Source organism: Mesorhizobium sp. M8A.F.Ca.ET.218.01.1.1, from assembly GCF_004791165.1.
In the GTDB taxonomy this organism is placed as follows: Bacteria; Pseudomonadota; Alphaproteobacteria; order Rhizobiales; family Rhizobiaceae; genus Mesorhizobium.
Genome location: NZ_SRUZ01000015.1, coordinates 1 through 25,099 on the forward strand (window position 1 = coordinate 1; position 25,099 = coordinate 25,099).

Sequence of the window (25,099 nt, forward strand, 5' to 3'; positions counted from 1 at the left end):
GCCAGCCAGCCTGTTGCCCAGGAAAGCCTCCGCCAAGCTCAACTGACCCGTCTGCTTCACCGCCATTGCGATTCCCTCCGAGCTTTCATCTCAGAGAATCACAACCAGCCAATTACGCAACAGGTCCACAAGGGGAGAAGGGAGAGGCAGGCCAGGCCAGGCGCCTCAAATCACATTCAATTCCCGGAACGCCCGGCCCTCGGCCACCCGTTCGTAGCCAAACGCCGAGCAATCGATCGTCCGGTAGCCGCCATGCACGATCAGTTCCGCCAGCGCCTTGCCGACCGCCGGCGCTTGCTGCAGGCCGTGGCCGGAAAATCCGTTGGCGAAGAGGAAATTCATCACTTCGGGATGCGGGCCGATCACCGCGTTCTGGTCGAGGGTGTTATAGTCATAATGCCCGGCCCAGGCACGCGTCGGCTTGATCGCCTCGAAGGCCGGGATGCGGGTTGCCAGCACCGGCCAGATCACCTCTTCGAACAGCGGCCAGTCGACGTCGAAATCGCCGGGATCGGCCGGGCCGTCGCCCTCTTCCGGTTCGGCGCCGCCGGTCAGGTAGACCGAGCCTTCCGGCCTGACATAGATGCCCGAGGGATCGACCAGCAGCGGCATGTCGGCATATTTCTCGCGCGCCTCGAAGACGAAGACGTTGCGCTTGCGCGGCTCGACCGGCAGCGCCAGCCCGGCAAGGGCGGCGACCTTGCCGGCATTCGGCCCGGCGGCGTTGATGACGGTGCCGGCCTCGATCCGGTCGCCATTATCGAGGCTGACGCCGGTGACGCGGTCGCCCTGCCGCTCGATACCGGTGACCGAAGCGCTGATGAAGTCGATCTTCTTCTGCCGCAGCGCCTTGCGGAAGAGCGTCAGCATCGCATGCGCGTCGAACCAGCCTTCGCCGGTGCGGCCATAGGCGCCGGCGGTGATGCCTTCCGCCGACAGCCAAGGGAAGCGGCGCGTCAGCTGGTCAGCGTCCTCGAGCAGTATGTCGGCGCCCTCGGCGACCTGCGCCTCGTGGTTGGCCCTGAGGATCGGCAGCCCGGCCTCGCCGGCAAGGATGAGATAGCCGCCCTCGCGAAAACCGATATCGGCGTCAGTGCCGAATTCTTCCTTCAGCCGCCGGAACAGTTTCAGCGTGAATTGCGACAGGCGGATGTTTTCCGGAATCGAGAATTGCTGGCGGATCGAGGCCATGGATAGCGTCGTCGCCGCGTGGGCGAATTGCGGATCGCGCTCGATCAGCGCGATCGAGCCGGAAAACCCTTCCTCGCGCAGATAGTAGGCGACCGAGGAGCCGACGATGGCTCCGCCGATGATGACGATGTCGTAGCGCACTTTTTTCTCCGATCCGCCGTCCACACTCTACGCGACCGGCAAAGTGATCTCGAAGCGCGTGCCGCGCTCGGAGTCAACCAACCTGATCGTACCATCATGCGCTTTCAGGAGGGCCAGCACGATGCCGAGGCCCATGCCGGTGCCGCCGGTAGCGCGCCGCGTGGTGAAGAACGGCTCGAAGATGCGCGCCTGGTTGCTTGGCGAAATGCCGGCGCCATCGTCGCTGACCAGCACCGTCGCCTTGCCGCCGGCGCTTGCGGCAGTGATCGAAACTTGCGTCGCGCCGTGCCTGGCCGAATTGTCGATGAGATTGCCAAGCACGATTGCTCCGTTCTCGGCCGAGATGCGCAAGGCCAGATCGCCGCCGGCCTCGACGCCAACCGCCAGCCTGGTGTCGACGGGAAGCAGCGCCAGCGCCGACCTGACCGAGGTGCTTTCGCCGCTGGGCGCGAGGTTTTCGGCCCGCGCCAGGTCGAGCAGACGCCGGACCAGCAGGTTGAGCCGTCCGGCATCGGTGACGATATTGTTGGAGAAGCGCCGCCGCTCGTCATCATCCATCGCCGAGCCGGAATCGCGCAGCAGTTCGGCCGCGCCCTGGATCGCCGTCAGCGGCGATTTGAGCTCATGCGAGACGTGGGTGGCAAAGGTCTGGATGCTATCCGAGCGCGCCTGCAGTTTCTCCGCCATGTCGAGAAACGCGGCGGACAGTTCGGCCATTTCGCGCGTGCCGTGATGATCGAGCGGCCGGATCGCGTCGCGCTCGCCGGCGGCGATGCGCCGGGTGCGGTCGATCAGCGCATAGATCGGCCGGCTGACAGTGCGCAGGAAGACGAGGCCGATGAGCAGCGTGCCGCCGAGGATGGCGATCGCCGCCGCCGTCACCTTGCCGCGTTCGCCATAGAGATGTTTTATGATGTTGTTGGGCGTCCGCGAGACATAGACCACGCCGGCGACCTTGCCGTTGACGGCAACCGGCAGGGCGACGAAGACGCGCACCTTGGTGCCGCGGCTGACCGAATAGAGCGGCGGCGCCGGCTGGTTGGGGATGCGCAGCCGGAGCGCGCTGGCATAGCGCCCGGCAAGTGCGGCCCGCACCTCCTCGACCCCGGCAAGCGACTGCCCGATTTCGTCGCGCCCGGCAATGACGACACCTGCGGGATCGAGCAGCCGGAAACCGGCCAGCGTGGTCTTCTGCGTCGCATCGAGAATGCCGGTCAGGCGCGCGCCGATCGCGGCGAAAGCGGGATCGGCCGTGGCGGGCATCCCGGCAGGCCGGGTCGCAAGCACGTAATCCGAGGCGAGATCGAGCTGCGGCTCGATCGGCCGATAGGGCGATTCGGGATTGGCGCTTCGGCTCGCGCCGCCATTGGCCCCAGGCATCGGCGCGCCGAGCTTTTCCGGCAAAATGCCGGCGTCGCGCACCTCCTGCGCATAGATGGCGGCGATGGCGGCACCCTGCGCGATCAGCTCCGCCTCGGTCTGGCGGATCAGCTGGTTCTCATAGAGGCGGAAGAAGAACAGGCCGACCAGCGGCAGCGCCATCACCAGGATCAGGATGGCGACGACGACCGTGGCGAGGCGCGGCCGCCATTTGCGGCCGATCCACTTGCTGCCAATCCATTTGCTGGACGTCGTCAGCCGCATCGGCCAAGCCGGAAGCCGACGCCATGCACCGTCTCGATGACCTCCGGGCAACCCACCGCCGCCAGCTTGGCGCGGATGTTGCGGATATGGCTGTCGACGGTGCGGTCGGCGACATGGATCTTGCCCGCATAGGCACTGGCCATCACCGCCTCGCGGTCGAGCACATGGGTGGGCCGCGCCAGAAACCCTTTCAGGATCGAGAACTCGATCCCCGTCAGGGCCAGCGGCTTGCCGTCGAAGGCGGCCGCGTGGCTGGCCGGCGCCAAGGTGAGCTTGCCCTGCGCGAACTGCCTGTCGTCGGCGGGTTCGGGCGCGACGGGGCGGGCGCGCCGCAGGATGACGTTGACGCGGGCGACCAGCTCGCGCGGGCTGAACGGCTTGGTGACGTAATCGTCGCCACCCATTTCGAGCCCAAGGATGCGGTCGATCTCCTCATCGCGCGCGGACAGGAACAACACCGGCACGTTGGATGTGTGGCGCAGCCGCCGGCAGACCTCCAGCCCGTCCATCTCAGGCATGCCGATGTCGAGCACGACAAGGTCGGGCGTGCGCCGTTCGATCGCCTGCAGGGCGGCGGCGCCATCGGCCACGGCAGCCGTTTTCATGCCGGCCTTTTCCAGCGCGAAGCAGATCACTTCGCGGATATGCGGGTCGTCGTCGGCGACGAGGATGTAATGCGGCATGGCTCAGCGGTCCGGCACGGGTTCTGCGACGCCAGGAACAATGATCGGCTGCCTGCTGTCGAGATAGCGAAGCAGGCGCCAGTCGCGAAAGCTCCAGCTCCGCCAGTTTTCCTGCATGCTGCGATACCAGCCTTCATCGACACCGCGCAACCTTGCCAGTTCGCCGACGGCGCCGGCATCGGCCGTCTTGCCCTGACGATCGTAGAAGCGGTCGAGCGCCGGAAACGCGCCCGGGCCGAGCGAGCGCAGATACCAGGCGTCGAGGGGAATGCCCTGGCCGGTCATTTCAAGGGAATGGGCGACATTGTAATTGGCGATCAGCGCGGCGAAGTTGATGAAACAGCAGGCATAAAGCGCCAGGGATAACGTCAGAAGATTGGCGGAGAGCAGCCATTCGTTGGATTTTTCGAGCGCGATGCGGGCGATGATCAGCGCAAGCCCGGCCGCCACCAGCCCCATCCAGACGAAAGCAGCGACGCGCCAGCAGGTCAGCGCATAGATGCCGACATAGAGGTCGAGCCGCAGGATCGACGAGGCGACCAGCATGATGTTCTGCGCTACCCAGGCATAGACCAGGCGGCGGATAAGCGGATCGTTCGATGCCTCGCTGCCGGGCCTCAGCGCCGCAAGGACAAAACCGGCGGCAAGCAGCGCGGTGACAACAAGCGGATAGGCGCCGCGATGCGCGTAAGCGGCGTAGCTCAAGCCATCGGGAAGCGCGACCCCGCCCCACAGATAGGTGGCGTCGAGCCCGCTCTGCATCGCGAACAGGATGTTGAAGACAACGAGCGCTCGAAGGATAGCCGCCTTGCCGAAGACGATGTCCTCGACAACATGCCTGTCCGGGCCAGCCGCCGGCTGGGCATCGGCAGGGGGATGATCTGGCCGGAAAATACGCCGCCGGAATCGCGGCAGGCGCGGCCGCAGAAAGGCCCAGACGCCGGCAAGCACGAACAGCCAGAAGGCAATCCGCGTCAGCTGGATCAGGTCGAGCAGCTTGATGAGATCGATCAGCGACAGCCAGTATTCGATGACCGGGTTGGCGGCGCCGAACAGGGCGACGAAGACGGCGCCCAGCGTCAGCGGCATGACCCAGACCGCGATCGCCGCCAGCCTTATGCGATGCCCGCCGAACCGCCGCGCCGCCCTTCGCCACTGCAGAAAATCGCCGAGGAACCGGACCGGCGCCGCCAGCCCGAACAGCATGACCTGGCCGGTAATGCGCGCCATGCGGTGCCGCAGCCGGCCACTCAGCGAAAGCGCGAACGCCACCAGGGCCGCGAGCGCGATCGAGACCGACAAAGGGCTGATAGTCTCGGCCAGCGGCAGCAGCGCGACAAGCAAGGCGGCTGACTTGAGCCACACCTTGCCATCGTTGAAGGCGGCGGGATGCACGGCCACCACCGCCGCGGCAATCAGGATGGCGAACAGGAGAACCGTGATGCCGGGGGGCTGGCCGTAGAACAGGAAATCGGCGATCGCGACCAGCAGCAGGGCAACGCCGACGCGGCTGCAATAGCTTGGCGCCGCAGTGAGCAACACTGTCATGACCTGATCGTCCCCATGGCTTCCAGTCGGGCCGTCGGAGCTCGTTTGCGGACGAAAGGGATGAGGGTCGCCATCGCACGTGGTGGATCGGCCAGCCACCAGCCTTCGCTGCGCAGCCTGTGGGGCAGGGACCAACGGGGTTTTGCTCGCTTTTGCATGCCGCCTTGTGGCGGGCCGGCATGAAGTTGGCGGGGCAGATACGAGGAGGTTTTCGGCATGCGCGTGCAGTTTTCGCGCAGGGCTGGTGCACTGCCCGCCATTCTTTGCGGACGCGTTGGCGCTGCCCCAGCCAGGCTCCTTTCCTCTCCCTCCGGAGGGGGGAGAGGAAGGGCGCCCTTCGGCAACGGCTGCGGAGGACAGGCAAGGGACGGCGCAAGCTTTCGCGGTTGGCTCGTATCAGGTATCGGTCGGACGCTTGCCTCGCCCGACCGCAACCGGCATAGATCGGGCATGGAAACCTACCGTCCGCGCCGCTCCGTGCTCTATGTCCCGGCCTCCAACGACAAGGCGCTGGCCAAGATCGCGCAGCTTGCCTGCGACGCCGTCATCATCGATCTGGAGGACGCCGTCGCTCCCGCCGACAAGATCGCCGCGCGCGAGAAACTGGCCGGCATTTTCGCCAATCGCCCTGGTGCCGACCGCAATGGCCGGCGCTGCGAGATGGTGGTGCGCGTCAATGCGCTGTCCAGCGAATGGGGCACTGAGGATCTTGCCGCCGTGGCCAAGGCGGAACCGGACGGCATCCTGCTGCCCAAGGTCGACACACCGCGCGACGTGCTCGAGGTCGGCGATGTGCTGGACGACAATTTTGCCCCCGACAGCGTGAAACTATGGGCGATGATCGAGACGCCCAAGGCCATGCTCAACATCGGCGCCATCGCCGAGCTCGGCCGCGACCCCGCCTCGCGGCTGGATTGTTTCATTGCCGGAACGAATGATCTGATCAAGGATACCGGCGTCCAGGCGACGCCCGACCGCGCCTATCTCCTGCCATGGCTGATGCAGATGCTGCTGGCGGCACGCGCCGGCGGCCTCGACATGCTCGATGGGGTGTTCAACGATTTTCGCGACCTGGACGCGTTCGCCCGCGAATGCACGCAGGCCGCCGCCATGGGCTTTGACGGCAAGACGCTGATCCATCCATCGCAGATCGAGGCCGCCAACCGCGCCTTTGCCCCGTCGGCGCAGGCTCTGGCCGAGGCGCGCGCGGTGAAGGATGCCTTCGCGCTGGCGCAAAACAGCGGCAAGGGCGTCATCGCGCTGAACGGCAGGATGGTCGAGCGGCTGCACCTGGCTCAGGCCGAAAAACTGCTGGCGAAGGCGGCCGCCATCGGGGCATGATATTCGCCGACTTGGGATACACGACAGGAATTGGACGATGAAACTCTACCGCTTTCTCACCGCCCCGGACGACGCCAGCTTCTGCCACAAGGTGACGGCGGCGCTGAACAAGGGCTGGCACCTGTTCGGCTCGCCGACCTATGCCTATGACAAGAAAGCCAAGACCATGCGCTGCGGCCAGGCCGTGGTGAAGGATGTCGACGGCCAGGAATACGGGCCGGATACCAAGCTCAGCGACTGGTAGGGGAAAGCGCCGCGGCCCTCTCTCTTCGTCATCCTAGGGCGAAGCAAGGAGCGAAGCGACGCGGCGCAGACCCTAGGATGACGAAGGCACAGCCTATTCAGCAGCCTCTTCGATCTTTTCCATATCATCGTCCGACAGGCCGAAATGGTGGCCGATCTCGTGGATCAGCACGTGGGTGACGATGTCGCCCAGCGATTCCTCGTTTTCGGCCCAGTAGTCGAGCATGGCGCGACGATAGAGCGTGATGCGGTTGGGGCCTTCGCCGGTTTGCGGGTTCCAGCGTTCGGCGATGCCGCGCCCCTCGAACAGGCCGAGCAGGTCGAACGGTGTCTCCAACGACAAATCGTCCATGATCTCGTCGGTCGGGAATTCGGCGATCTGGATGACGATCTCGCCGGTCAGCTTGCGAAAATCCTCCGGCAGATGGGCGTAGGCCTCCAGGGCCAGGAACTCCAATTCTTCCATCGAGGGCGCAAGTTCGCCATGCCAGGTGCGGGTCTTGTAGATGCGGGCCATGCTTTGTCCTTTAATCCCGGCATATAGGCGCTCGCACCGGTCGAGGCAAATGACGCCTATACGCCGGCGTCGCGCAGGGAGAGGAATAAATTCCTTATGACTCTGCTTGACTCTTCCAGCGCCCTCTGGAATCAATAGGAACATAACAGGAACAATTGTGAGTGGAAGCTGACCGTCATGGCGATGACCGCCGTGGCGCGGGAGACTGTTTTTGCCCTGCGCCGCCAGATCGCGAAAATCGAGGGAACGTTGCCCGAGCGCTTGCAGGCGCCGGCGGCGGCGCCCCTTGATGCCGGCGCCAGCGCTGACCCCACGCCGGGCGGCGATCTGACAATCATCCGGCGCGGCCTTGCCGCGGCCTTGCCGGATGCTTTCCTGCCCATCGGCGTCGAGCGGCTCGATGCCGCGCTCGGCGGCGGCCTGCCGAAAGCCGCCCTGACCGAAATCCATGGCCTGGAAACCCGCGATGCGGGAGCCGTGGCCGGCTTCGCCCTGTCGCTCGTCAGCCTGATCCTCAACCAGGCGCAGGGGCTACCTGTCTTATGGATCGGGACATCGGAAATTTTCCACGAGGCCGGCTTTCCCTACGCCAGGGGGCTGCATGCCGCCTTCGGCATCGAGCCCGGGCAATTGCTGTTTTCCGAGGCGCCCAGGCTTGTCGATGCGCTGTGGGTCGCCGAGGAGGCGGCCCGCATGACGGCGCTTGCCGCCGTCATTCTGGAAATCCGCGGCAATCCGCAGCGGCTGGACCTGACCGCGACGCGCCGCCTGCATGCGCGGGCGCAAGGTGCCGGCCGGCCGGTGTTCCTGCTGCGGCAGGCGGCCGAGCCGGAACCGACGGCGGCGCCTGTCCGCCTCATCGCCGCGTCGGCGCCGGCCGTGCCGCGCGCCACAGTCGCCGGGCCGCTCGCCGGTTCGATCGGCCACCCCGCCTTCACCATCAGCATCGGCAAGAGCCGCACGGCCTTGCCTGGACAATTCATACTGGAGTGGAACCCCGATGAACGCGTATTCGACGAAAGAAGGGGCGAGGAAGAGCGGGCAGAGAATCCTGTCCCTGTGGTTTCCCTATCTGGCGGCCGAAAGGATCCTGCGGCAGCGTCTGGGGAAATCCTGGCGTTCCCGACCCTCGGATCATCCGTCGCCATCTCACCCACCGCTCGTGATCAGCCACCGCCAGGGCAACGCGCAGCGCATCTCAGCCCTCGACGAGCGGGCTGAGGCGCTGCACCTGAAGCGCGACATGGGGATTGCCGATGCGCGCGCCATGCATCCGTCGATCGACATCGTCGAAGCCGATCCGGAGGCCGACCGGCGCCTGCTCGAGGGCCTTGCCGACTGGTGCGACCGCTACACGCCGCTGGTGGCGCTGGACAGCATCGACGGCCTGTTCCTCGACGTCACCGGCTGCACCCATCTGTTCGGCGGCGAACGCGCCATGCTCGACGAAATCCTGTCGCGCTTCTTGCATCAGGGTTTCGACGTCCGCGCCGGGCTTGCCGGCACGCCCGGGGCGGCCTGGGCGGCGGCACGCTTTTGCGGCGACCGCATCGTTCTATCGGGCGAGGAGGAAGCCTTGCTTGCTCCCTTGCCGCTGGCCGCCCTTCGCATAGCGCCGGAAACCCGTGCCAGCCTGGAAAGCGTCGGGCTGCGCACGGCGGGCGCCGTCATGGCCGCGGCGCGCGCGCCGCTTGCCCGCCGCTTCGGCGCCTTGCTGCTCCAGCGCCTCGACCAGGCGCTTGGCCGTCTCGACGAAGCGATCTCGCCGCGCCTTCCCGTCGCGCCGCTTTCAGTCGAACGCCATCTCGCCGAACCCGTCACGCTGACGGAGGAGATAGAGCGGCTGGTGGGCATGCTGGCGACGACCTTGAAGACCGACCTCGAACGCCGCGGCGAAGGCGCCCGGACGCTGGCGCTGCTGCTCTTTCGCGTCGACGGCGCCGTCAGCCGCATCGCGCTCGGCACCTCGCGGCCGATGCGCGAACCCTTGCTGATCCGGAAATTGTTCCATGAAAGGCTGGCAGCACTCGAGCAGCATATCGATGCCGGCTATGGCTTCGACCTGGTGCGCCTCTCGGTGCTGGCTGTCGCCGCTTTCGACACGCAGCAGACCGATCTGACCGGTGAAGCGGCCGACGACGGTGCCGACATAGCCCTGTTCGCCGACCGCATCCGCGCCCGCCTCGGCGAGAGCGCGGTTCTCCAGCCTGTCCCTGTGGAAAGCCATCTGCCCGAACGCGCCGTCGCCATCGTCCCCTTCAGCGAGGCGCCGCGCCGGACCACGCCGCCGAAGAAGCCGGACAGGATGCCGGCGCCGATGACCATCTTCCCGCCGGAACGCCCAATCCGGCTGTTCCGCGCGCCCGAGCCCATCGATGTGCCGGCCACCGAAATGCCGGAGGGACCGCCGCTGCATTTTCGTTGGCGCCGCGCGCTCTACCGCGTCACCCGTGCCGAGGGTCCGGAACGCATCGCCGCCGAATGGTGGCGCGAGGCGCCGGGCGATCCGGCGGCATCGACACGCGACTATTTCCGCATCGAGGATGCCGATGGCCGCCGCTACTGGCTCTACCGGCAAGGCCTTTACGGCAGCGCCTCGCAGATCCCGCCGCGCTGGTTCATGCACGGGGTCTTCGCATGAACGCGCTGACCGTCATCCCCTATGCCGAGTTCGGCATCCAGTCGAATTTCTCCTTCCTGCGCGGCGCTTCCAAGCCGGAGGAACTGGTGGTCGCGGCCAAGCTCATGGGTTTCTCCGCGATCGGGCTCGCCGACCGCAACAGCGTGGCCGGCGTGGTGCGCGCCTGGCAGCAGGCCAAGGTCGAAAAGCTTGCCTATCATCCTGGCTGCCGGCTGGTTTTTGGCGACGGCACGCCGGACATTCTCGCCTATCCCAGGGACCGCACGGGCTGGGGGCATCTGTGCCGCATGCTCACCCAGGCCAATCTGCGCGACGAGACCGAAAAGGGCGCCACCTTGCTCCAGCGCGGCGACTTGCTCGAATGGGGGGACCGGATGTCGCTGGCGGTCTTGCCCGATCTGGCGCAGGACGCGCAGGACAGTCTGGCCTTGCTGCGGGAACTCGAGGGCCGGTTCGGCAGCGCCCTGCGGCTCGGCGTCTCGCCCTGTTATGCCGGCCATGACCGCTTCAGGATCGAGCAGGCGGCGGCGTTTGCCGAAAGCACCGGCATTCCGCTGATGGCGACCAACGACGTGCTCTACCACACGGCCGAACGCCGCCCCTTACAGGATGTGCTGACCGCGATCCGCCTCAATGTTCCGGTCGCCGAGGTAGGGCTGGAGCTGACCGCCAATGCCGAACGCCATCTGAAGCCGCCGCTGGAGATGGCGCGCCTGTTCCGCAGGCATCCGCGGGCGCTGGCGGAGACGCTGCGTTTCGGCGAAGAGCTGACCTTCTCGCTCGGCGACCTTCAGTACAATTATCCCGACGAGCCGACGGAATCGGGCCTCGGCCCGCAGGCGGAGCTGGAGCGCCTGGCCCGGGAGGGAGCGGCCCGGCGCTTTCCCGCTGGTGTCCCCTCCAGCGTCATAAAACGCATTCAGGAAGAACTCGCCCTGATCGAGCGGCTGAATTACGCCCGCTATTTCCTGACCGTCCATGACATCATCAAATTCGCTCGCGGCCAAGGCATTCTCTGCCAGGGCCGTGGTTCCGCCGCCAATTCGATCATCTGCTTCTGCATCGGCATCACCGAGGTGGGACCGGACAAGATCGACACGCTCTTCGAGCGTTTCATCTCGGAGGAACGCAACGAGCCACCGGATATCGATGTCGATTTCGAGCATGAGCGGCGCGAAGAGGTGATGCAGTACATCTATACGAAATACAGCTCCAAGCGCACGGCGCTCGCCGCCGCCGTCATCAGCTATCGCGGCCGTTCGGCGCTGCGCGAAGTGTCGAAGGCGATGGGCCTGTCGGAGGATGTCCGGGCGTCGCTTTCCGGCTCGATCTGGGGCTGGTCGACCTCGGAGCTCGGCGAGAAGGAAGCCAGGGCCGGCGGCCTCGACCGCAGCGATCCCATATCGCGGCATGTGATGGAACGCGCCAACGAGATCATGGGCTTTCCCCGCCATCTCTCCCAGCATGTCGGCGGCTTCGTCATCACCAGGGACCGGCTCGACGAAATCGTCCCCATCGTCAAGACGGCGATGGACGAGCGCAAGATGGTCGAATGGGACAAGGACGATCTCGACGCGGTGAAGATCCTCAAGGTGGATATACTGGCGCTCGGCATGCTGACCTGCCTCCAGCGCGCTTTCACCTTGCTCGAAACCCAATACGGCGTGAGAGACGACTATGGCAGGCCATTGACCCTGGATACGATCGCCAAGGAGGACCCTCGTGTCTACGACATGATCTGCCGCGCCGATACGCTCGGCGTCTTCCAGATCGAATCGCGCGCCCAGATGTCGATGCTGCCACGGCTGAAGCCGCGCGAATTCTACGATCTGGTCATCGAGGTGGCGATCGTGCGGCCAGGCCCGATCCAGGGCGATATGGTGCATCCCTATCTGCGCCGCCGCCAAGGCAAGGAAAAAGCCGAATATCCCAAGCCGGAGCTGGAAAAAATACTCGGCAAGACGCTGGGCGTGCCGCTGTTCCAGGAGCAGGCGATGAAGATCGCCATCGTCGCCGGCGGCTTCAGGCCGGGCGAGGCCGATGAACTGCGCCGCGCCATGGCCACCTTCAAGCGCACCGGCACCATCGGCAATTACCGCCAGCGCATGATCGACGGCATGACGGACCGAGGCTACGAAAAGGACTTCGCCGAGCGCTGCTTCAAGCAGATCGAGGGTTTCGGCGAATATGGCTTTCCCGAAAGCCACGCCGCCTCCTTCGCGCTGCTCGTCTATGCCTCCTGCTGGTTCAAGACCTTCTATCCCGACGTGTTCTGCGCCGCGATCCTGAACTCGCAGCCGATGGGGTTCTACCAGCCGGCGCAGCTGGTGCGCGACGCCCGCGACCATGGCGTCGACATCCGCGAGGTCGATGTCAATTTCTCCGTCTGGGACTGCACTTTGGAAAAGGCGCCTTTCGACCCGGCCCGCATCCTGCCGCGTCATGCCGGGATGCGCGGCGTCATCGAGACAAGCCATGCGCTGCGGCTCGGCTTCAGGCAAATCAAGGGACTTTCCAAGGAACGCATGGAGGCTTTCGTCGCCCGGCGCGGCGCCGGCTACTCGACCGTCCGGGATGTCTGGCTGCGCTCCGGCCTCAATGTCGACGAGATCGAGAAGCTGGCGCAGGCCGACGCCTTTCGGTCCATCGGCCTCGACCGCCGCGCGGCACTGTGGGAGGTCCGCGCGCTCGACGGCAAGAGCGCCGCCGAGAAACTGCCGCTGTTCGACCAGCCGGCACTCAGCCTACGCGAGCTGGAGCCCGAGACGAGACTGCCGAAAATGCCGCTCGGCGAGCATGTCATCCACGATTACCGCTCGCTCGGCCTGTCGCTGAAGGCGCATCCGGTCGCCTTCCTGCGCGAGCGGCTCGACCGCGCCGGCGTCACCCCCAATGCCAGCCTGCCTTCCGTGCGCGACGGCAGGCGGGTCTCCGTTGCCGGCCTGGTGCTGGTGCGCCAGCGCCCCGGCAAGGGCAACGCGATCTTTCTCACGCTGGAAGACGACAAGGCCGTCGCCAATGTCATCTTCTGGGAAAGGACCTTCACCCGCTTCCGGCCCATCGTCATGGGCGCCCGGTTTGTGAAGGTCACCGGGAAGCTGCAGTCGGAATCAGGTGTCGTCCATATCGTCGCCGAGAAGATCGAGGATCTGACGCCCTGGCTGACCGTGCTGCTGGAGAAAGTGAGCGGGGCCGGGGCGCCGGGTGCCTCCTCTGCGGCCGCGAAGGCAGAGGCTCCTGATCGAGATAGCAGACCCGCGCCACGCAATGCGCCGGCCGGACAGGATCTCGCAACGCTGTCGGAAGAGGCGGAACGCGTCATGCCCAAGGGACGGAATTTTCAGTAAGCACGTGGGAACAAGCCGCGTGGACGCTCTACGGCGCCCCCCTCTGCCCTGCCGGGCATCTCCCCCACATGGGGGGAGATTAGCAGCGTCGCCGCCCCGCCTCCTCTGACAAAGTTGAAGGTTGGCGAAAGCCGAGGTAACAGCCAATCTCCCTCCTTGTGGGGGAGATGCCCGGCAGGGCAGAGGGGGGCGCTGGCCCGCCAGCCTCTCGCAACTCTACTATCAGCTAAGAACTCTAACTCGGCCCACCCAGCCTCGGCGGCGCCAGCACATCCTCGGCCGAGATGGTTCGCGCCTCGGAGGGCAGCATGATCGGTATGCCGTCGCGTACCGGATAGGCAAGCTTGGCGACCCGCGAGATCAGTTCGCCCCGCTCCGGATCCCAGGCTAGCGGCCCCTTGGTCAGCGGGCAGGCCAGGAGTTCCAGCAACTTGGGGTCGACATTGAAATTCTTTCCGTCACGCCCATCCGCCGCCATCGTGTCGCCTCCTGACCAACTATCGGAAGATGTGTTGAGATTCAGGTCAGGCCAAGTCGAAAATGGCGGCTTCCGAGAACCGGAGCGGAGCGTACTTTTCGCACGTGAGCCCCGGAAGCGCAGAAAGCCGCCATTTGCAGGCCCGCATCACCTGAATATCGGCACATCCTACTGCAGGCTCGAGCCAAAATCCTCATTCTCGCGCGCCAGCGTCATCTCGGTGATGGCGATCAGCGTCTCGGCCCGCGTCTTCAGGTCCGCGGCTTCCAGCAACGCCTGCTTCTCGGCCGGTCCATAGGGCGCCATCATCGACAGCGCGTTGACCAGCATGGCGTTTTCGGCCCGGCTGACGCTTTCCCAGTCGGCTTCCAGATCGTTGGCCTGCAGATAGGCGCGAAAGGCCCGCAGCAACGCCGGCCGGTCGATTTCATCAGCCGCCTGCTCCTCGTCGAGATCGGCCAGGAAGGGTGCCGGTTTGCACTGGCGGAACGGCGTCTTGACCGTCAGCTCGTGGGCGATGCGGAACCGGCACACGCCTTGCAGCGAAATCAGGTAGCGACCGTCGCCGGTCTCTGAAAAGGCGATGATGCGACCGATGCAGCCGACATTGCAAAGCTCCGGCTCGCCATCCTCGCGCAATGCGCCATTGAGACCGGGCTGGATGATGCCGATGAGACGCGAGCCGGCGACCGCCTCGTCCACCATCTGCAGGTAGCGCGGCTCGAAGATGTTGAGCGGCATGCGGCCGCCCGGCAAAAGGAGCGCGCCCTCGAGCGGAAAGATCGGGATCGTCAACGGCAAATCCTTGGCGAGCCGGTAATGCGCGTTTCCCGCTTGCACCTCATTCCTCCGATCGCTTCGATTGCGAAGCGTCAACCCTGCCCTGTCCTATCTGGCGCTCAGGCCCGACGCCGCAAGCCTCTGCGACAAAACAACCGATAACCGGCTCAGGAAAACAGCAACGCCGACAATTTGCGGCGCGCGGCAAGCGTCGCCTCGTCGGTCATGCCCCAAGCCTCGAACAGTTGCAGCAACTGGGTCCTGGCGCCGTCCTCGTTCCAGGCGCGGTCGGCCTTGATGATGGCCAGCAGATTGTCGGCCGCCGCGGTGCGATCGCCCCTGGCGTTCTGGATCATGGCCAGATCGAAACGCGCCTGATGGTCCTTGGGATTTTCTGCAAGCCGGCGTTCGAATTCGGCCGGGTTGCCGAGTTCGGCCGCCTGCGCGGCAAGCGCCATCTTGGCGCGCAGGGCGGCGAGCGCCGGCGCGTCCTTCTTGGCCTCGGGCGCCGTTGCCAGCAACGCCTCGGCGCCTTCCGTGTCGCCGGCTTCGAACAGCAGCTCGCCCAGCCCGCCAATCGCCTCGACCGTCTCCGGCGCCTGCGCCAGGATGGCGTCATAAATGTCGGCGGCGGCCTGCATGTCGCCGGCGTCGCGCGCTTCCACGGCCGCCGCCAGCGCCTCGGCCACCGGCGGCGCGCCATTGCCCTGGCCGCCGACCTTGGTGATGAATTCGTTGATCTGGCTCTCGGGAATGGCGCCCATGAAGCCGTCGACCGGTTGGCCGTCCTTGAAGGCGATGACCGCCGGAATCGACTGGATGCCGAGCTGGCCGGCGATCGAGGGATGGTCGTCTATGTTCATCTTGACCAGCTTGACCTTGCCGCCGGCGGCCTTGACCGCCTTTTCCAGCTGCGGCGTGAGCTGCTTGCAAGGGCCGCACCACGGCGCCCAGAAATCGACCAGCACCGGCTGGCGGCGCGATTCCTGGATGACGTCGGCGGCGAAGGCGGCGGTCGTCGTGTCCTTGATGACATCGCCGGCGCGGGCGCCCGCGGGCGCATCGCCAAGCGCTGCCTTCGCCGGCGCCGTGGCCGTTCCGCCATACTGCACCGTGGTGGCATACTGGCCGCCATTGTTTCCGAATGATCCGCCAAACGGATTGTTGTCGCTCATCTCGTCACCCTTTCGGTCGCGCTGCCGGCCCGCGGCTCGGCGCCATGTCTCAATTGGAAATCGGCTTCGCCATCCATGTGGCGATCATGCCGAGACTTTCAAGATAGCAGCATCGTGCCCGGTTGCCTCGACGAATCTGATGAGATCGGCCGCCGCGATCGACGTCGTCGCCTCGTTGGTCAGCGGATGCGCGTTGATGACGGCATGCGCCATCAAATCCTTGTCGAGCACCAGCTTGACCCTGTTTTCCCTGTCATTGATGACGCCGAAGACGGTGACGGCGCCCGGCGTGACGCCCAAAAGCTCCATCAGCATTTCCGGCTTGCCGAAGGAAACCCGGCTGGCGGCGCCGATCGACTGATGGATCTGCTTGAGATCGACGACCGCGTCCTCGCCGACGGTGACCAGGAAGAAATTGTCCTTCTTGTCCTTCAGGAACAGGTTCTTGGTGTGTCCGCCGGCGATTTCGCCGCGCAGCGCCTGCGAATCGGCCACCGTATAGAGCGGCGGGTGGCGTTTCGTCGAAACGGCGATGCCCAGTTCGGCGAGAAAGGCGAAAAGCTCGGCTTCGGTCTTCGGCATTGGATTTCTTCTTCGGCTGGTTTGCGGCCATGCCGTTTATCGCATCGGCCACGGAATCGGAATCATTTTTGCGCAAGCCTGGTGCGCGCCGCCGCGAAAGCCGGTTATTCCCATGCACGCGGCGATGGTGCGCGCCGCGACGAGGCGGCAATGGTCGGGCCGCCGCCCAACACGGCCCCCAGATCCGGCGAGAAGCCTTGTCACGGGCGGCTTGCCTGCATCATGGCGCCGGGCAGCAAAAAGCCTGTTATTTCCCTGTTGCAATCGCCGCGCTCTTCAGCCATATAGGCCCGGCTTGCGGCCAAGACGCCGTGTGAGCGGGTGTAGCTCAGGGGTAGAGCACAACCTTGCCAAGGTTGGGGTCGAGCGTTCGAATCGCTTCACCCGCTCCAATTTCCTTCAGGGGATCAAGCATCGAAAAGCCGCGGTTCGCCGCGGCTTTTTCGTTTTCTGTGGCGGTTGAAGCGCAGCCACCTCAAGCCTGCGAAGGGCGGTGGCGCAGGCAAATCGGATGGGCCTGGGCTTCCGCCGACATGAGCCGACGCAGCGGCAGCGCGTCCATGTCGCGGAGGCTCATCCAGCGTCAGGAGCCTGCCGTCCCGGGAGGCCGGGTCATGGTCGAGCTGATCAACGTGGCGGCCAGACGAGCTCACGCGGCAATGGATCGCGTTGGTATTGGCTATCGCTGCCGTGAGCGTCGCTCTCTTCAAAAATGACCGACCGGTGACAGGCCGGCAAACTATTCATCGGTGGCGGCGCAAGTCGCGGCCTCGTCGCCCCAGTCAGTTCATGGCCTGCAGATGCCGGTAGGAACGGTCGGTCAGCTCTTGCATATCCATATCATTGAGCCAGCCATGCCGAAATACGAGCTGATTTACTCTGACTGCGCCTTGTTCACGCCACGCCGCGCTTTCTGCTCCTCGAGCAGCGTATAAGCCACAAAATATTTGTAGATATTTCCGACATACTGAACCGTTTCGCGCCCAACCACCTTCGCGGCGCCGTTCTCCACATTGCCGAACCATAGATCGGGGTTGAGGCCCATCGTCTTCGCGGCACTGCGAAATTTGCGCAAGTTGCCAGGCCCGGCATTGTAGGCGGCAAGCGTCAACAGCGCCCTGTTGACTGGGTCGAGTTCGGCATCGTTCACATAGGTTGCCGACAAATAACGCATGTATTTTGCGCCCGCTTCTATATTGCGATCCGAGCTTTCCGCTATGCCGCTGATGCCTATCGCCTTATCGGCAGCAGTCGACGGCAACATTTGCATGATGCCGACGGCGCCCCGAGAGCTGCGTTCGCTCTGGTCGAGACGCGATTCCTGGTATCCCTGCGCGGCCAGCAGCAACGCATTGAGTTTGTAGGCAGCGCTATATTTCTCGAAGGCGTCGCGCAGAGCCTGGAATTTATCGACCTCGGACTGCTCGTAGGCGGAACGCACCATCTTGTCATCCTGGTAGTAGCGCTTCTTCAAAATGTTGCCGAAGGTCGTCCCGACCTTGTATTGCTTGACGAAAGCGTTGAGCCTTTTCATCAGTTCCGGGCTGTTCTTACGGACCGCCCAGGCGATTTCCCCGTCCTGCGCTATCGCAATGTCATCGTGCAGTTCGATGTTATCGAAGACCCTGGACCAGATCCGCGCCTTGTGGCCGTCGACCACGCACCAGGGCAGCAGGCCGGCATTGACCATCTCCAGAAGATCCTCATCCTCGAGATTTTCGTCGATCGGCGCGATGCCGATCTCGGCTTGGCCCGCCGCGCGCCGGTCGCTGTTGAGCTTTTGCAGATGCTCGAAATAGCTGCTGCTCGCGCGAACGCGGATTTCCTTGCCGCCGAGATCGTCGATGGCGGCGATTTTCGGCGCGGCCGGGCCGGTGACCAGGATTTCTTTCACGCCGCTCGCCAGGGGATCCGTGAAGTCGACGATCTGCTGCCGTGATGGGGTAATCGTCAGATTTGCCGCGACAATGTCTCCGCGCCCTTCGATGAGCGCGGGAAGCAGCCGGTCCCGGGCCACCGGCACGAAGGCCACACGAATTTTTTCGATTTCCTTTTTCTTGTTCTTGTTGATCTGCCGCTCAAGCGCCTGGCCAAACTCGACCGCCGTGCCAAGTTGCTCACCACGGTCGATGAAGTAGATCGTCTTGCTGTAAGGGACCAGGATTCGGATAAGACGTCTCTTTTCCATTCCGCCGTAGTCGCCGGTCCAGGCGTCAAATCCGGGGCGCAAAGCGGCCTCTTTGGACTGTGAGAGATTGGGGAAAAGCAGCGAGGCCAGGGCAAGCACGATGAGGGCCGGCACGATGCGCGCTACGGCCCTCCGGAAGATCAAAGCCGCGCCACGGCTGTTTCGCCTTGTCACCAGAAGGAAGAACTGAAAAGTATCGAGTATCAAGTCGGCCATTATCATCCCGGTTCACCCCTCTGCTTCGCCGAGCCATCAGATCATGGATCGAACGTCATCCTGAGCCAACTGTTGCTGGAGTATGGTATTCGAGTTTTCTTGTGCACGACAAAAGCCCGCATCTTGGCCAAGTCGAGCCAGATGGCGGAAACTCGGCCAGGAGCATGTGTTCTCCATTGAGGCATGCTCATTGGAAGCGATCGGCCATTTGCCACGGAACAAAGAAACGCCAGCGCGCCAACCGGCGCGATCCACGCGCAATGAAGTTGACATTGCCCCCCGCCTCCACGACCCTTGCACCGGCGTACCCACCGATGCCACCCGCTCCTTCATTGCGATCCGCATGGCGGTGCCTGGTCGCCAGCTTGCGGTTCGCTGCCCTAAATAGCAGTTTTGGCGTTGCAGCGCCACGCCCAAGGGCGGCCCGCAAGACCGTCGCGGCAATGGAACTGCTTTCGGACAAGATCATGCTGCAGCAAGAACTGGATCACGACGACGTTTCGACAGTCACACTGACCTGAAGGCATGAAAGCCGCCGCATGTAGGGGGAATTGCGGCGAAAACAACCAGTTGATGCATGTCGCCCGGAAGTGTCCTCGTTCCGGAACCACGACATGGACAAATCAGAACCTTGAGGCAAGATGGCGATGGAGCAGGCCGAGCGTGCCGGTTTTGCGCAGGTCGAGGAACGATGTTCTGGGTCACCCCCGTTCGTTGCTATTCCCGTGAACGACGTCGACCGTACGGCCGGATCGCTTGGGGTGCGACTGGCGCCGCGCCACCCGGTCGGCGACCGCGAGCGACCGTTTCAGCGACGTTGGCGCCGAGGAGGTAAATCAGTTAAAACTAAATCAGGCGGAATTATTGTCCGCGATTTCAGGAGACGACATGTCCGAGGAGCATGTTGAGCGTCGGCTGGCGGCGATCCTGGCGGCTGATGTGGTCGGCTATAGCCGTCTTATGGAGGCCGACGAGGAGCACACGCTCAATCTCCTTCGGCAGCATCGACGGGAGTTCTTCGATCCGACCGTCACCAAGCACGGTGGGCGCATCTTTAAAGTGATGGGTGACGGCTTCCTGGTGGAGTTCGGCAGCGTAATCAATGCGGCGCGCTGCGCGGTCGAGATCCAACGCGGCATGTCCGAGCGGAATGTCGGCATCCCCGAGGCCCGGCATTTCAAGTTCCGCATTGGCATCAACCTTGGCGACATCATCGTCGACGGTGATGATTTCCATGGCGACGGCGTCAATCTTGCGGTGCGGCTGCAGGGGCTCGCAATACCCGGCGGCATCGCCTGCTCGGAAGTGGTGCGCCATGAGGTCGGCAACAAGCTGGGCGTCGACTTCGCCGATCAGGGCGCCAGGACCGTCAAGAACATTGCTCAGCCGGTGCACGTCTATTTCGCCAATTGGGACCAGGGCGTCTCGCAAGTCGAGACGCATATTGCAGCCAGGAGCGTCCAGACACTGGTGCGGTCCGACAAGCCGTCGGTGGCGATCCTCCCCTTCGCCAATCTGAGCAATGATCCCGACCAGCAGTATTTCAGCGACGGCATCACGGAAGATATCATAACCGACCTCTCGAACGTCTCCGGCCTGTTCGTGCTCAGCCGCAATACCGTGTTCGCCTTCAAGGGCAGGACCGACAAGATGGAACGCATCGCCAGGGAACTTGGCGTCGGCTACATTGTCGAGGGCAGCGTCCGCAAGGCGGGAAACCGGGTCAGGATCAATGCCGAGCTGATCGAGGGCGCCACGGACGGACACGTCTGGGCTGCCCGCTTCGACCGCGACCTCACCGACATCTTCGCCGTGCAGGACGAAATCGCCAAGGCGGTCGTGGCGCAGCTCAGGGTCAGGCTCCTGCCCGAAGAGAAGAAGGCTATCGAGCTGGCGCCGACGGACAGTGTCGAAGCCTATACGCATTATCTTCGAGGCCGCGATTACAGCCACATCGCGACCAGAGCGAACCACCTGATGGCCAGACAAAGCTACATCAGGGCCATCGAGCTTGATCCGGGATATGCCCGCGCTTATGCAGGCTTGGCGGTCTGCGACGTACGCCTTCAGTCGATCTACGGCTCTTCGATCCAGGTGGACGACATTCTCGCGACCGCCGACAAGACCCTGGCTCTGGACCCGAATCTGGCCGAGGCGCATTCAGCCAGGGGCTTTGCCCTGTCCCTCGCCGACCGCCGCTCCGAGGCCGCGGCGGCGTTCGAACAGGCCCTCACGCTCGACCCCAACTGCCACGAGGCCAACCGCTACTATGCCGAGTTCTGCGTGACCGGCGGCCAGTTCGAGCTCGCCGCGACGTACTTCCTGCGCGCGATGGAGATTAAACCGACCGACTACGGCGCACCGGTCATGCTGGTGAACGTCTTCCGCACTCTCGGCCAACAGAACGACGCGGAGCTTTATGCGCGGATCGCATTGGAGAGAGCGGAAGAGGAACTCCGTCTGCATCCGGAGAACGCCAATTGTGCCTGCCTGGGAGCGATCGTGCTGGCCTTCCTTGGTGAACGCGAGAAGGCCGCGAAGTGGCTTGGCCGGTCTCTGGAAATCGACCCTGGCGATATCAACGTCCAATACAACGCCGCTTGTACCTATGCGTTGCTGGGAGAATTCGAACGCTCGATCGACCTTTTGGAAGTGTGGCTACCGCAGGCTGGCGCCGAGATGAGACTCTGGTTCAAGAACGATTCCGATTTCGCCTCTGTTCGCAGTCATCCCCGCTACCAGAAGTTGCTCCAGCTCCTGCAGTAGCGATACGCATTGTTCTTGGGGCAATTTTGTTGCCGACAATCAAGAACCGTCCTTCAGGAAGAATTAACCCGACAAACCAACGCCCTCGCCATCTCACGGATATTATGTTATGTTACTAATATAACCGAGAGGTGGGGAATGGGTACCCGGTTCAGGCTGTTTGTTCAGCCTCCGTTCGAAGACCCTACGTCAAGCCCCGAGATCATTACGGTTTCTTCCCCGCGAGGCAGCGTCGGAGCTGGCCCGTCCGACGATCGTATGTATGTCGTCGAGCCGGTCGACAAGACGCGGCCCTATGGCGTCAACCACGGCCCGTTGGGTACGCCCGTTATCTCCCTGCCGCCCTGGACGCGAGCGATCCTCGATCCGGCCGTTCCCGATGAGGAAGGCAATTTCGATCATTATCAGCCCTCGACGCCCGGCTTCGAAGCAGCCCACGCGTTCGGGTGCGCGCGCTTCACCCTCGACGTTTGGGAGCGTTACATCGGCCAGCCGATCACCTGGCATTTCCACGATCACTACGACCGTCTGGAAATTTCGATCCTGCCAGGTTGGGACAACGCCCAATACGGCTATGGCTTCCTTGAGCTCGGCAGCCAATTCGTGAAGGACGGACGCACGCTCCCGTTCAGCCTCGACTTCGATATTATCGCGCACGAGGTTGGCCATGCATTCGTCTACAGCGTCCTTGGCATACCGAACCCGGGCGCTGAGTTCCCCGAATATCTGGGCTTTCAGGAGGCCTTTTCGGACTGCGTTTCGTTGATCGCGGCCATGCATTTTCCCTCCGTGATCGATAATGTCCTGACGGTGACGCGTGGGAACCTCTACATCGCCAACCAACTCTCTCGATTCTCGGAATTCTCGCCGCACCGCCAGATACGCGAGGCCAACAACAAGCGGACGATGGCCGACTTTGCCGACGGCTGGACCGACGAGCATGCACTGTCACAACCTCTCACGGGCGCCGTCTTCGACATTCTGGTCGATGTCTTTCACGAGAGCTTGGTGGCTCGAGGACTGATCTCGCCGGAGGCCGAAAATCTTGCCGACCTCGCCGAGATCGATCCAGCCGCCGAGCTGCCGATCCAGGAAGTCTTTGACCGCGATTTCGCTCGCAACCCGGAAGGTTTCGTCGAAGCGCTGCTCGACGCGCGGGATATCGTGGGTACCTATCTCGCCGAGACGCTTTGGGCTCTCGCCCCGGATTTCCTGGACTACCGTGACGTGGCGAGAACGATGCTCGCGGTCGACGACAGCATGACCGGAGGAGAACTATCGAGGATCATCTTCCGGGATTTCGACCGAAGAGGGATTTTTCGCTACCGTGCCGGGCCTCGCCTGACGAAGCCAAACCGAAAGAGCCATGTTCATGAGGGCCGAATCGCTCATCCACTAGACCAGGCGCGCCTGCCGGACATGAGCTATTTCGAGAAATATTGGATGTCCAGAAGTGGCGCCGACCTTTGACCGACATGCAGATGATGGGGTGATCCATGACGACTGAAACCATTCTAAGTACCTCAACCATACATTTGTTCGGTAGAGTTCTTGAAGATTTGAAGCTCAAGAAGAGGGTCGATGGGGGACGGCCTCCAAGGCTTGGCAACAATAGATTCCTGCAGAACCAGATCGACGCTTCCGGTAGCCTGCTGGCAAGGATCTATGCGTTCACCTTTGAAGCGCAGTTCTACGAGCTGGCCCGACCGACCATACTTCTTGTCCATGGGCCTGGCACTGTCGTTGATTATCCGGCCCCGGGGGACACCGATCTCAAGGTCATGAGCCGCGGTCCAAGCGACCCTGCCTATACCGGACTGTCATCGCAGATAGGCTCGTTCGCGCGCGGAATGCAGGTCTGGGTCTACGACAAGAGTGACCTGACAATGCGGCTGGAACTCGACACCGGAACGCTCGAAGATGTCCTGTTGAGTGCTGAGCTGGACCCGCGTTCGTTTGGTCGATCGGGCGGAGCAATGGGCAGATCCGGCGGTGCGATGGGGCGATCCGGCGGCGCCATGGGCAGGTCCGGCGGTGCGATGGGACGGTCCGGTGGCGCCATGAACCGCGGCGGGCGCGGCGATATGGACTAGCGTTTTCGATCGTTAATTGAGAAGGCCGAAGGGAGATGGGCCATGGCGAGAGTAGATATAGTACGTGTCGATACACCTGAAGGGAATGCTGTAAGAGGCGGAGATCCGGTTACGGTCAGTGTGACGGTAGCCCCAGACCGTGGTTGGTTTAACGACACGGAATACCTGGTAATTGACTTTATCGATGCTGGCACTTTAAAGAGCGAGCCATATCTAGTGGTATTCGACAACGACGTAACCATTGAAGATACGACGACAATTACCTTTAAAGTTAAAGCACAAGACGGGGCTTCACCCGGGGAATACTACGTTCGCATCAAGAATGAAACTTTCGAGGAAACCATCGTAAGCGGCTCTGAGGATGGAACCATCACTGTGTCCCTGAAGCTGGTCACTTCCAAGCAAAAAAGCTGTGACTAGCCGTAAAGTCACAAGTCACATCGGTATCAACGGCTCTGCCCTCATGCCGGCGAAATCTTGCCAGGGTTCATGATGTCCGCGGGCCAAGCATCTGCTTGATCATGCGGCTTCCGCGGCGGCCTCCCCCAAGTCTTTCAGCTCGCTCCTTGTTACGGACGAACCCCGGCTCCCGGAAGGCCGTTCGACTTTGGGCGTTCTTGAGAGCCCCAACCATGAGCGCCAGAAATCAGCCCTTCGCCCCCTCCGCCTTGCGGACCGACGCCTGGTGCACCAGCGAGGTCCAGCTGTTGGTCGAGGCGAGGTGGCAATAGAGCAGGTCGAGCGCGCCTGACTTTCTGAGGTCGAGGAAAGCCTCGTCGCTCAATTTGTTGAAGGCCGCTTCGTCGATCACCTGGAAATCGGTGAGGTTGAGCACTTCGCCGCCTTCCAGCGTCACCTTGCTCTGGCGCGGCGAAAACAGGCCATGCGCGTCGATCTTGTCGACCATCTCGCGGGTGGCCCTGAAGTCGATCTGGAACTGGTTGCAGAAGGCGAGCGCCTGCTTGGTGGCCTCGGTCGGTTCGTTTCCGCTGAAGAACGGCAGCACCTTGTCGTCACGGAACGGTGCCACGAGCTGGTCGACGACACGCTCGCTCGCCCGGTCGACGCACAGCGTCAGCCGGCCGGCCGACGTCGGGTCCTCGGCCAGGATGAAGGGATAGCGGCGGACATAGGCCGGGATGTAATGCGGCGCGTTCCACATGCCGTCGGCATCGACGAACAGGTTTTCGTCCTGGCGCACGCCGGTGATGATGACAGGCGCCTTGCCGGCGCCGATGAAGACGATCGGGTAGGAGCGCATCGCCGCCGGCATCTCCGACGCCACCACCGGAATGGCGTGCGCCGAGCCCGCGAAGGAAAAATCGCTGCGCGCGGTCAGCCCCAGCGAGCCGTGCCGGATCGGGTTGAGCGCCTCTGGCCTCGTATAGAACAACGGCATGGCGTCGCCCCCCTTTGCCGGCGCCGTCCCTGTTTTCGCACCACTTTCAGCCATCGTCCGTCCTTTTCTCCCGCAAGCCGTTCAAGCCGGCCAATCAGCGTCCGGCGTCGCTGCCGAAGCTCTGTC

At 63.6% G+C, this 25,099-nt stretch carries 20 protein-coding genes and 1 tRNA gene; 10 read left to right on the plus strand and 11 right to left on the minus strand.

Annotated elements, in window-relative coordinates; genetic code table 11:
* Window positions 1-165 precede the first annotated feature (165 nt).
* Genes EN861_RS33245 through EN861_RS33260 form a run of 4 tightly spaced genes read right to left on the minus strand, consistent with a single transcriptional unit; the run spans window position 166 to window position 5,207 of the window.
* Window positions 166-1,332: an FAD-binding oxidoreductase gene (locus EN861_RS33245; RefSeq protein WP_135867704.1), complete on the minus strand. Its 1,167-nt coding sequence runs from the start codon at window positions 1,330-1,332 to the stop codon at window positions 166-168.
* A 27-nt stretch (window positions 1,333-1,359) separates the two neighbouring features.
* Entirely contained in the window at window positions 1,360-2,976 is a 1,617-nt protein-coding gene (locus tag EN861_RS33250) for an ATP-binding protein (protein ID WP_135867705.1), read from the minus strand.
* A complete protein-coding gene (locus EN861_RS33255; RefSeq protein ID WP_135867706.1) occupies window positions 2,967-3,659 on the minus strand; it encodes a response regulator transcription factor in 693 nt (230 codons plus the stop codon). The genes EN861_RS33250 and EN861_RS33255 overlap by 10 nt, the downstream gene beginning before the upstream one ends.
* 3 nt (window positions 3,660-3,662) lie before the next feature.
* The gene (locus tag EN861_RS33260; RefSeq protein ID WP_135867707.1) at window positions 3,663-5,207 is read right to left on the minus strand and encodes a DUF4173 domain-containing protein; all 1,545 of its coding nucleotides are present in this window, start codon (window positions 5,205-5,207) and stop codon (window positions 3,663-3,665) included.
* Window positions 5,208-5,657: 450 nt separating this feature from the next.
* On the opposite strand from EN861_RS33260, the gene EN861_RS33270 reads away from it, so the two are divergent.
* Complete coding sequence (locus EN861_RS33270) at window positions 5,658-6,548, plus strand: CoA ester lyase (protein WP_135867709.1); 891 nt, start codon at window positions 5,658-5,660, stop codon at window positions 6,546-6,548.
* A gap of 37 nt (window positions 6,549-6,585) precedes the next feature.
* On the plus strand, window positions 6,586-6,792 hold the full coding sequence (locus tag EN861_RS33275) for a DUF1737 domain-containing protein (protein WP_027145959.1): 207 nt from the start codon (window positions 6,586-6,588) through the stop codon (window positions 6,790-6,792).
* 93 nt (window positions 6,793-6,885) lie between these two features.
* Here EN861_RS33275 and EN861_RS33280 read toward each other — a convergent pair whose 3' ends face one another.
* Window positions 6,886-7,308, minus strand: a complete 423-nt coding sequence (locus EN861_RS33280) for a metallopeptidase family protein (RefSeq protein WP_127280999.1) — start codon at window positions 7,306-7,308, stop codon at window positions 6,886-6,888.
* 177 nt (window positions 7,309-7,485) lie between these two features.
* Here EN861_RS33280 and EN861_RS36505 point away from each other — a divergent pair, with 177 nt between their 5' ends.
* Genes EN861_RS36505 through EN861_RS33295 form a run of 3 tightly spaced genes read left to right on the plus strand, consistent with a single transcriptional unit; the run spans window position 7,486 to window position 13,296 of the window.
* Window positions 7,486-8,529: a hypothetical protein gene (locus tag EN861_RS36505; RefSeq protein ID WP_135867710.1), complete on the plus strand. Its 1,044-nt coding sequence runs from the start codon at window positions 7,486-7,488 to the stop codon at window positions 8,527-8,529.
* Window positions 8,471-9,949: a DUF6504 family protein gene (locus EN861_RS33290; RefSeq protein ID WP_135867711.1), complete on the plus strand. Its 1,479-nt coding sequence runs from the start codon at window positions 8,471-8,473 to the stop codon at window positions 9,947-9,949. Before EN861_RS36505 ends, EN861_RS33290 begins: the two co-directional genes overlap by 59 nt.
* Window positions 9,946-13,296, plus strand: coding sequence for an error-prone DNA polymerase (locus EN861_RS33295; protein ID WP_135867712.1), 3,351 nt, complete (start codon window positions 9,946-9,948; stop codon window positions 13,294-13,296). Before EN861_RS33290 ends, EN861_RS33295 begins: the two co-directional genes overlap by 4 nt.
* Before the next feature lie 235 nt (window positions 13,297-13,531).
* On the opposite strand, the gene EN861_RS33300 is transcribed toward EN861_RS33295, so the two are convergent.
* From EN861_RS33300 to EN861_RS33315, 4 genes are all read right to left on the minus strand, one after another.
* The gene (locus EN861_RS33300; RefSeq protein WP_127872755.1) at window positions 13,532-13,774 is read right to left on the minus strand and encodes a Trm112 family protein; all 243 of its coding nucleotides are present in this window, start codon (window positions 13,772-13,774) and stop codon (window positions 13,532-13,534) included.
* Between the two features lie 168 nt (window positions 13,775-13,942).
* On the minus strand, window positions 13,943-14,614 hold the full coding sequence (locus EN861_RS33305) for an LON peptidase substrate-binding domain-containing protein (RefSeq protein WP_127281055.1): 672 nt from the start codon (window positions 14,612-14,614) through the stop codon (window positions 13,943-13,945).
* Window positions 14,615-14,721: 107 nt separating this feature from the next.
* Entirely contained in the window at window positions 14,722-15,729 is a 1,008-nt protein-coding gene (gene trxA, locus EN861_RS33310; protein ID WP_135867713.1) for a thioredoxin, read from the minus strand.
* An 84-nt stretch (window positions 15,730-15,813) separates the two neighbouring features.
* Window positions 15,814-16,311, minus strand: a complete 498-nt coding sequence (locus EN861_RS33315) for a prolyl-tRNA synthetase associated domain-containing protein (RefSeq protein ID WP_127281199.1) — start codon at window positions 16,309-16,311, stop codon at window positions 15,814-15,816.
* A 317-nt stretch (window positions 16,312-16,628) separates the two neighbouring features.
* Between EN861_RS33315 and EN861_RS33320 the strand changes: the two genes are divergently transcribed.
* Window positions 16,629-16,703: transfer RNA gene (locus EN861_RS33320), tRNA-Gly, on the plus strand.
* A 482-nt stretch (window positions 16,704-17,185) separates the two neighbouring features.
* On the opposite strand, the gene EN861_RS33325 is transcribed toward EN861_RS33320, so the two are convergent.
* Entirely contained in the window at window positions 17,186-18,715 is a 1,530-nt protein-coding gene (locus tag EN861_RS33325) for a lytic transglycosylase F (protein ID WP_127276725.1), read from the minus strand.
* 888 nt (window positions 18,716-19,603) lie between these two features.
* On the opposite strand from EN861_RS33325, the gene EN861_RS33335 reads away from it, so the two are divergent.
* From EN861_RS33335 to EN861_RS33350, 4 genes are all read left to right on the plus strand, one after another.
* Window positions 19,604-21,481 carry an adenylate/guanylate cyclase domain-containing protein gene (locus tag EN861_RS33335; protein WP_135867714.1) on the plus strand — a complete coding sequence of 626 codons (1,878 nt, stop codon included), beginning with the start codon at window positions 19,604-19,606 and terminating at the stop codon, window positions 21,479-21,481.
* Window positions 21,482-21,619: 138 nt separating this feature from the next.
* Window positions 21,620-22,951 carry a hypothetical protein gene (locus EN861_RS33340; RefSeq protein ID WP_135867735.1) on the plus strand — a complete coding sequence of 444 codons (1,332 nt, stop codon included), beginning with the start codon at window positions 21,620-21,622 and terminating at the stop codon, window positions 22,949-22,951.
* Window positions 22,952-22,977: 26 nt separating this feature from the next.
* Complete coding sequence (locus EN861_RS33345) at window positions 22,978-23,574, plus strand: hypothetical protein (RefSeq protein ID WP_135867715.1); 597 nt, start codon at window positions 22,978-22,980, stop codon at window positions 23,572-23,574.
* 42 nt (window positions 23,575-23,616) lie between these two features.
* Window positions 23,617-23,994: a hypothetical protein gene (locus EN861_RS33350; protein WP_127276717.1), complete on the plus strand. Its 378-nt coding sequence runs from the start codon at window positions 23,617-23,619 to the stop codon at window positions 23,992-23,994.
* A gap of 226 nt (window positions 23,995-24,220) precedes the next feature.
* On the opposite strand, the gene EN861_RS33355 is transcribed toward EN861_RS33350, so the two are convergent.
* Window positions 24,221-25,027, minus strand: coding sequence for a SapC family protein (locus tag EN861_RS33355; RefSeq protein ID WP_135867716.1), 807 nt, complete (start codon window positions 25,025-25,027; stop codon window positions 24,221-24,223).
* Window positions 25,028-25,099: the final 72 nt, after the last annotated feature.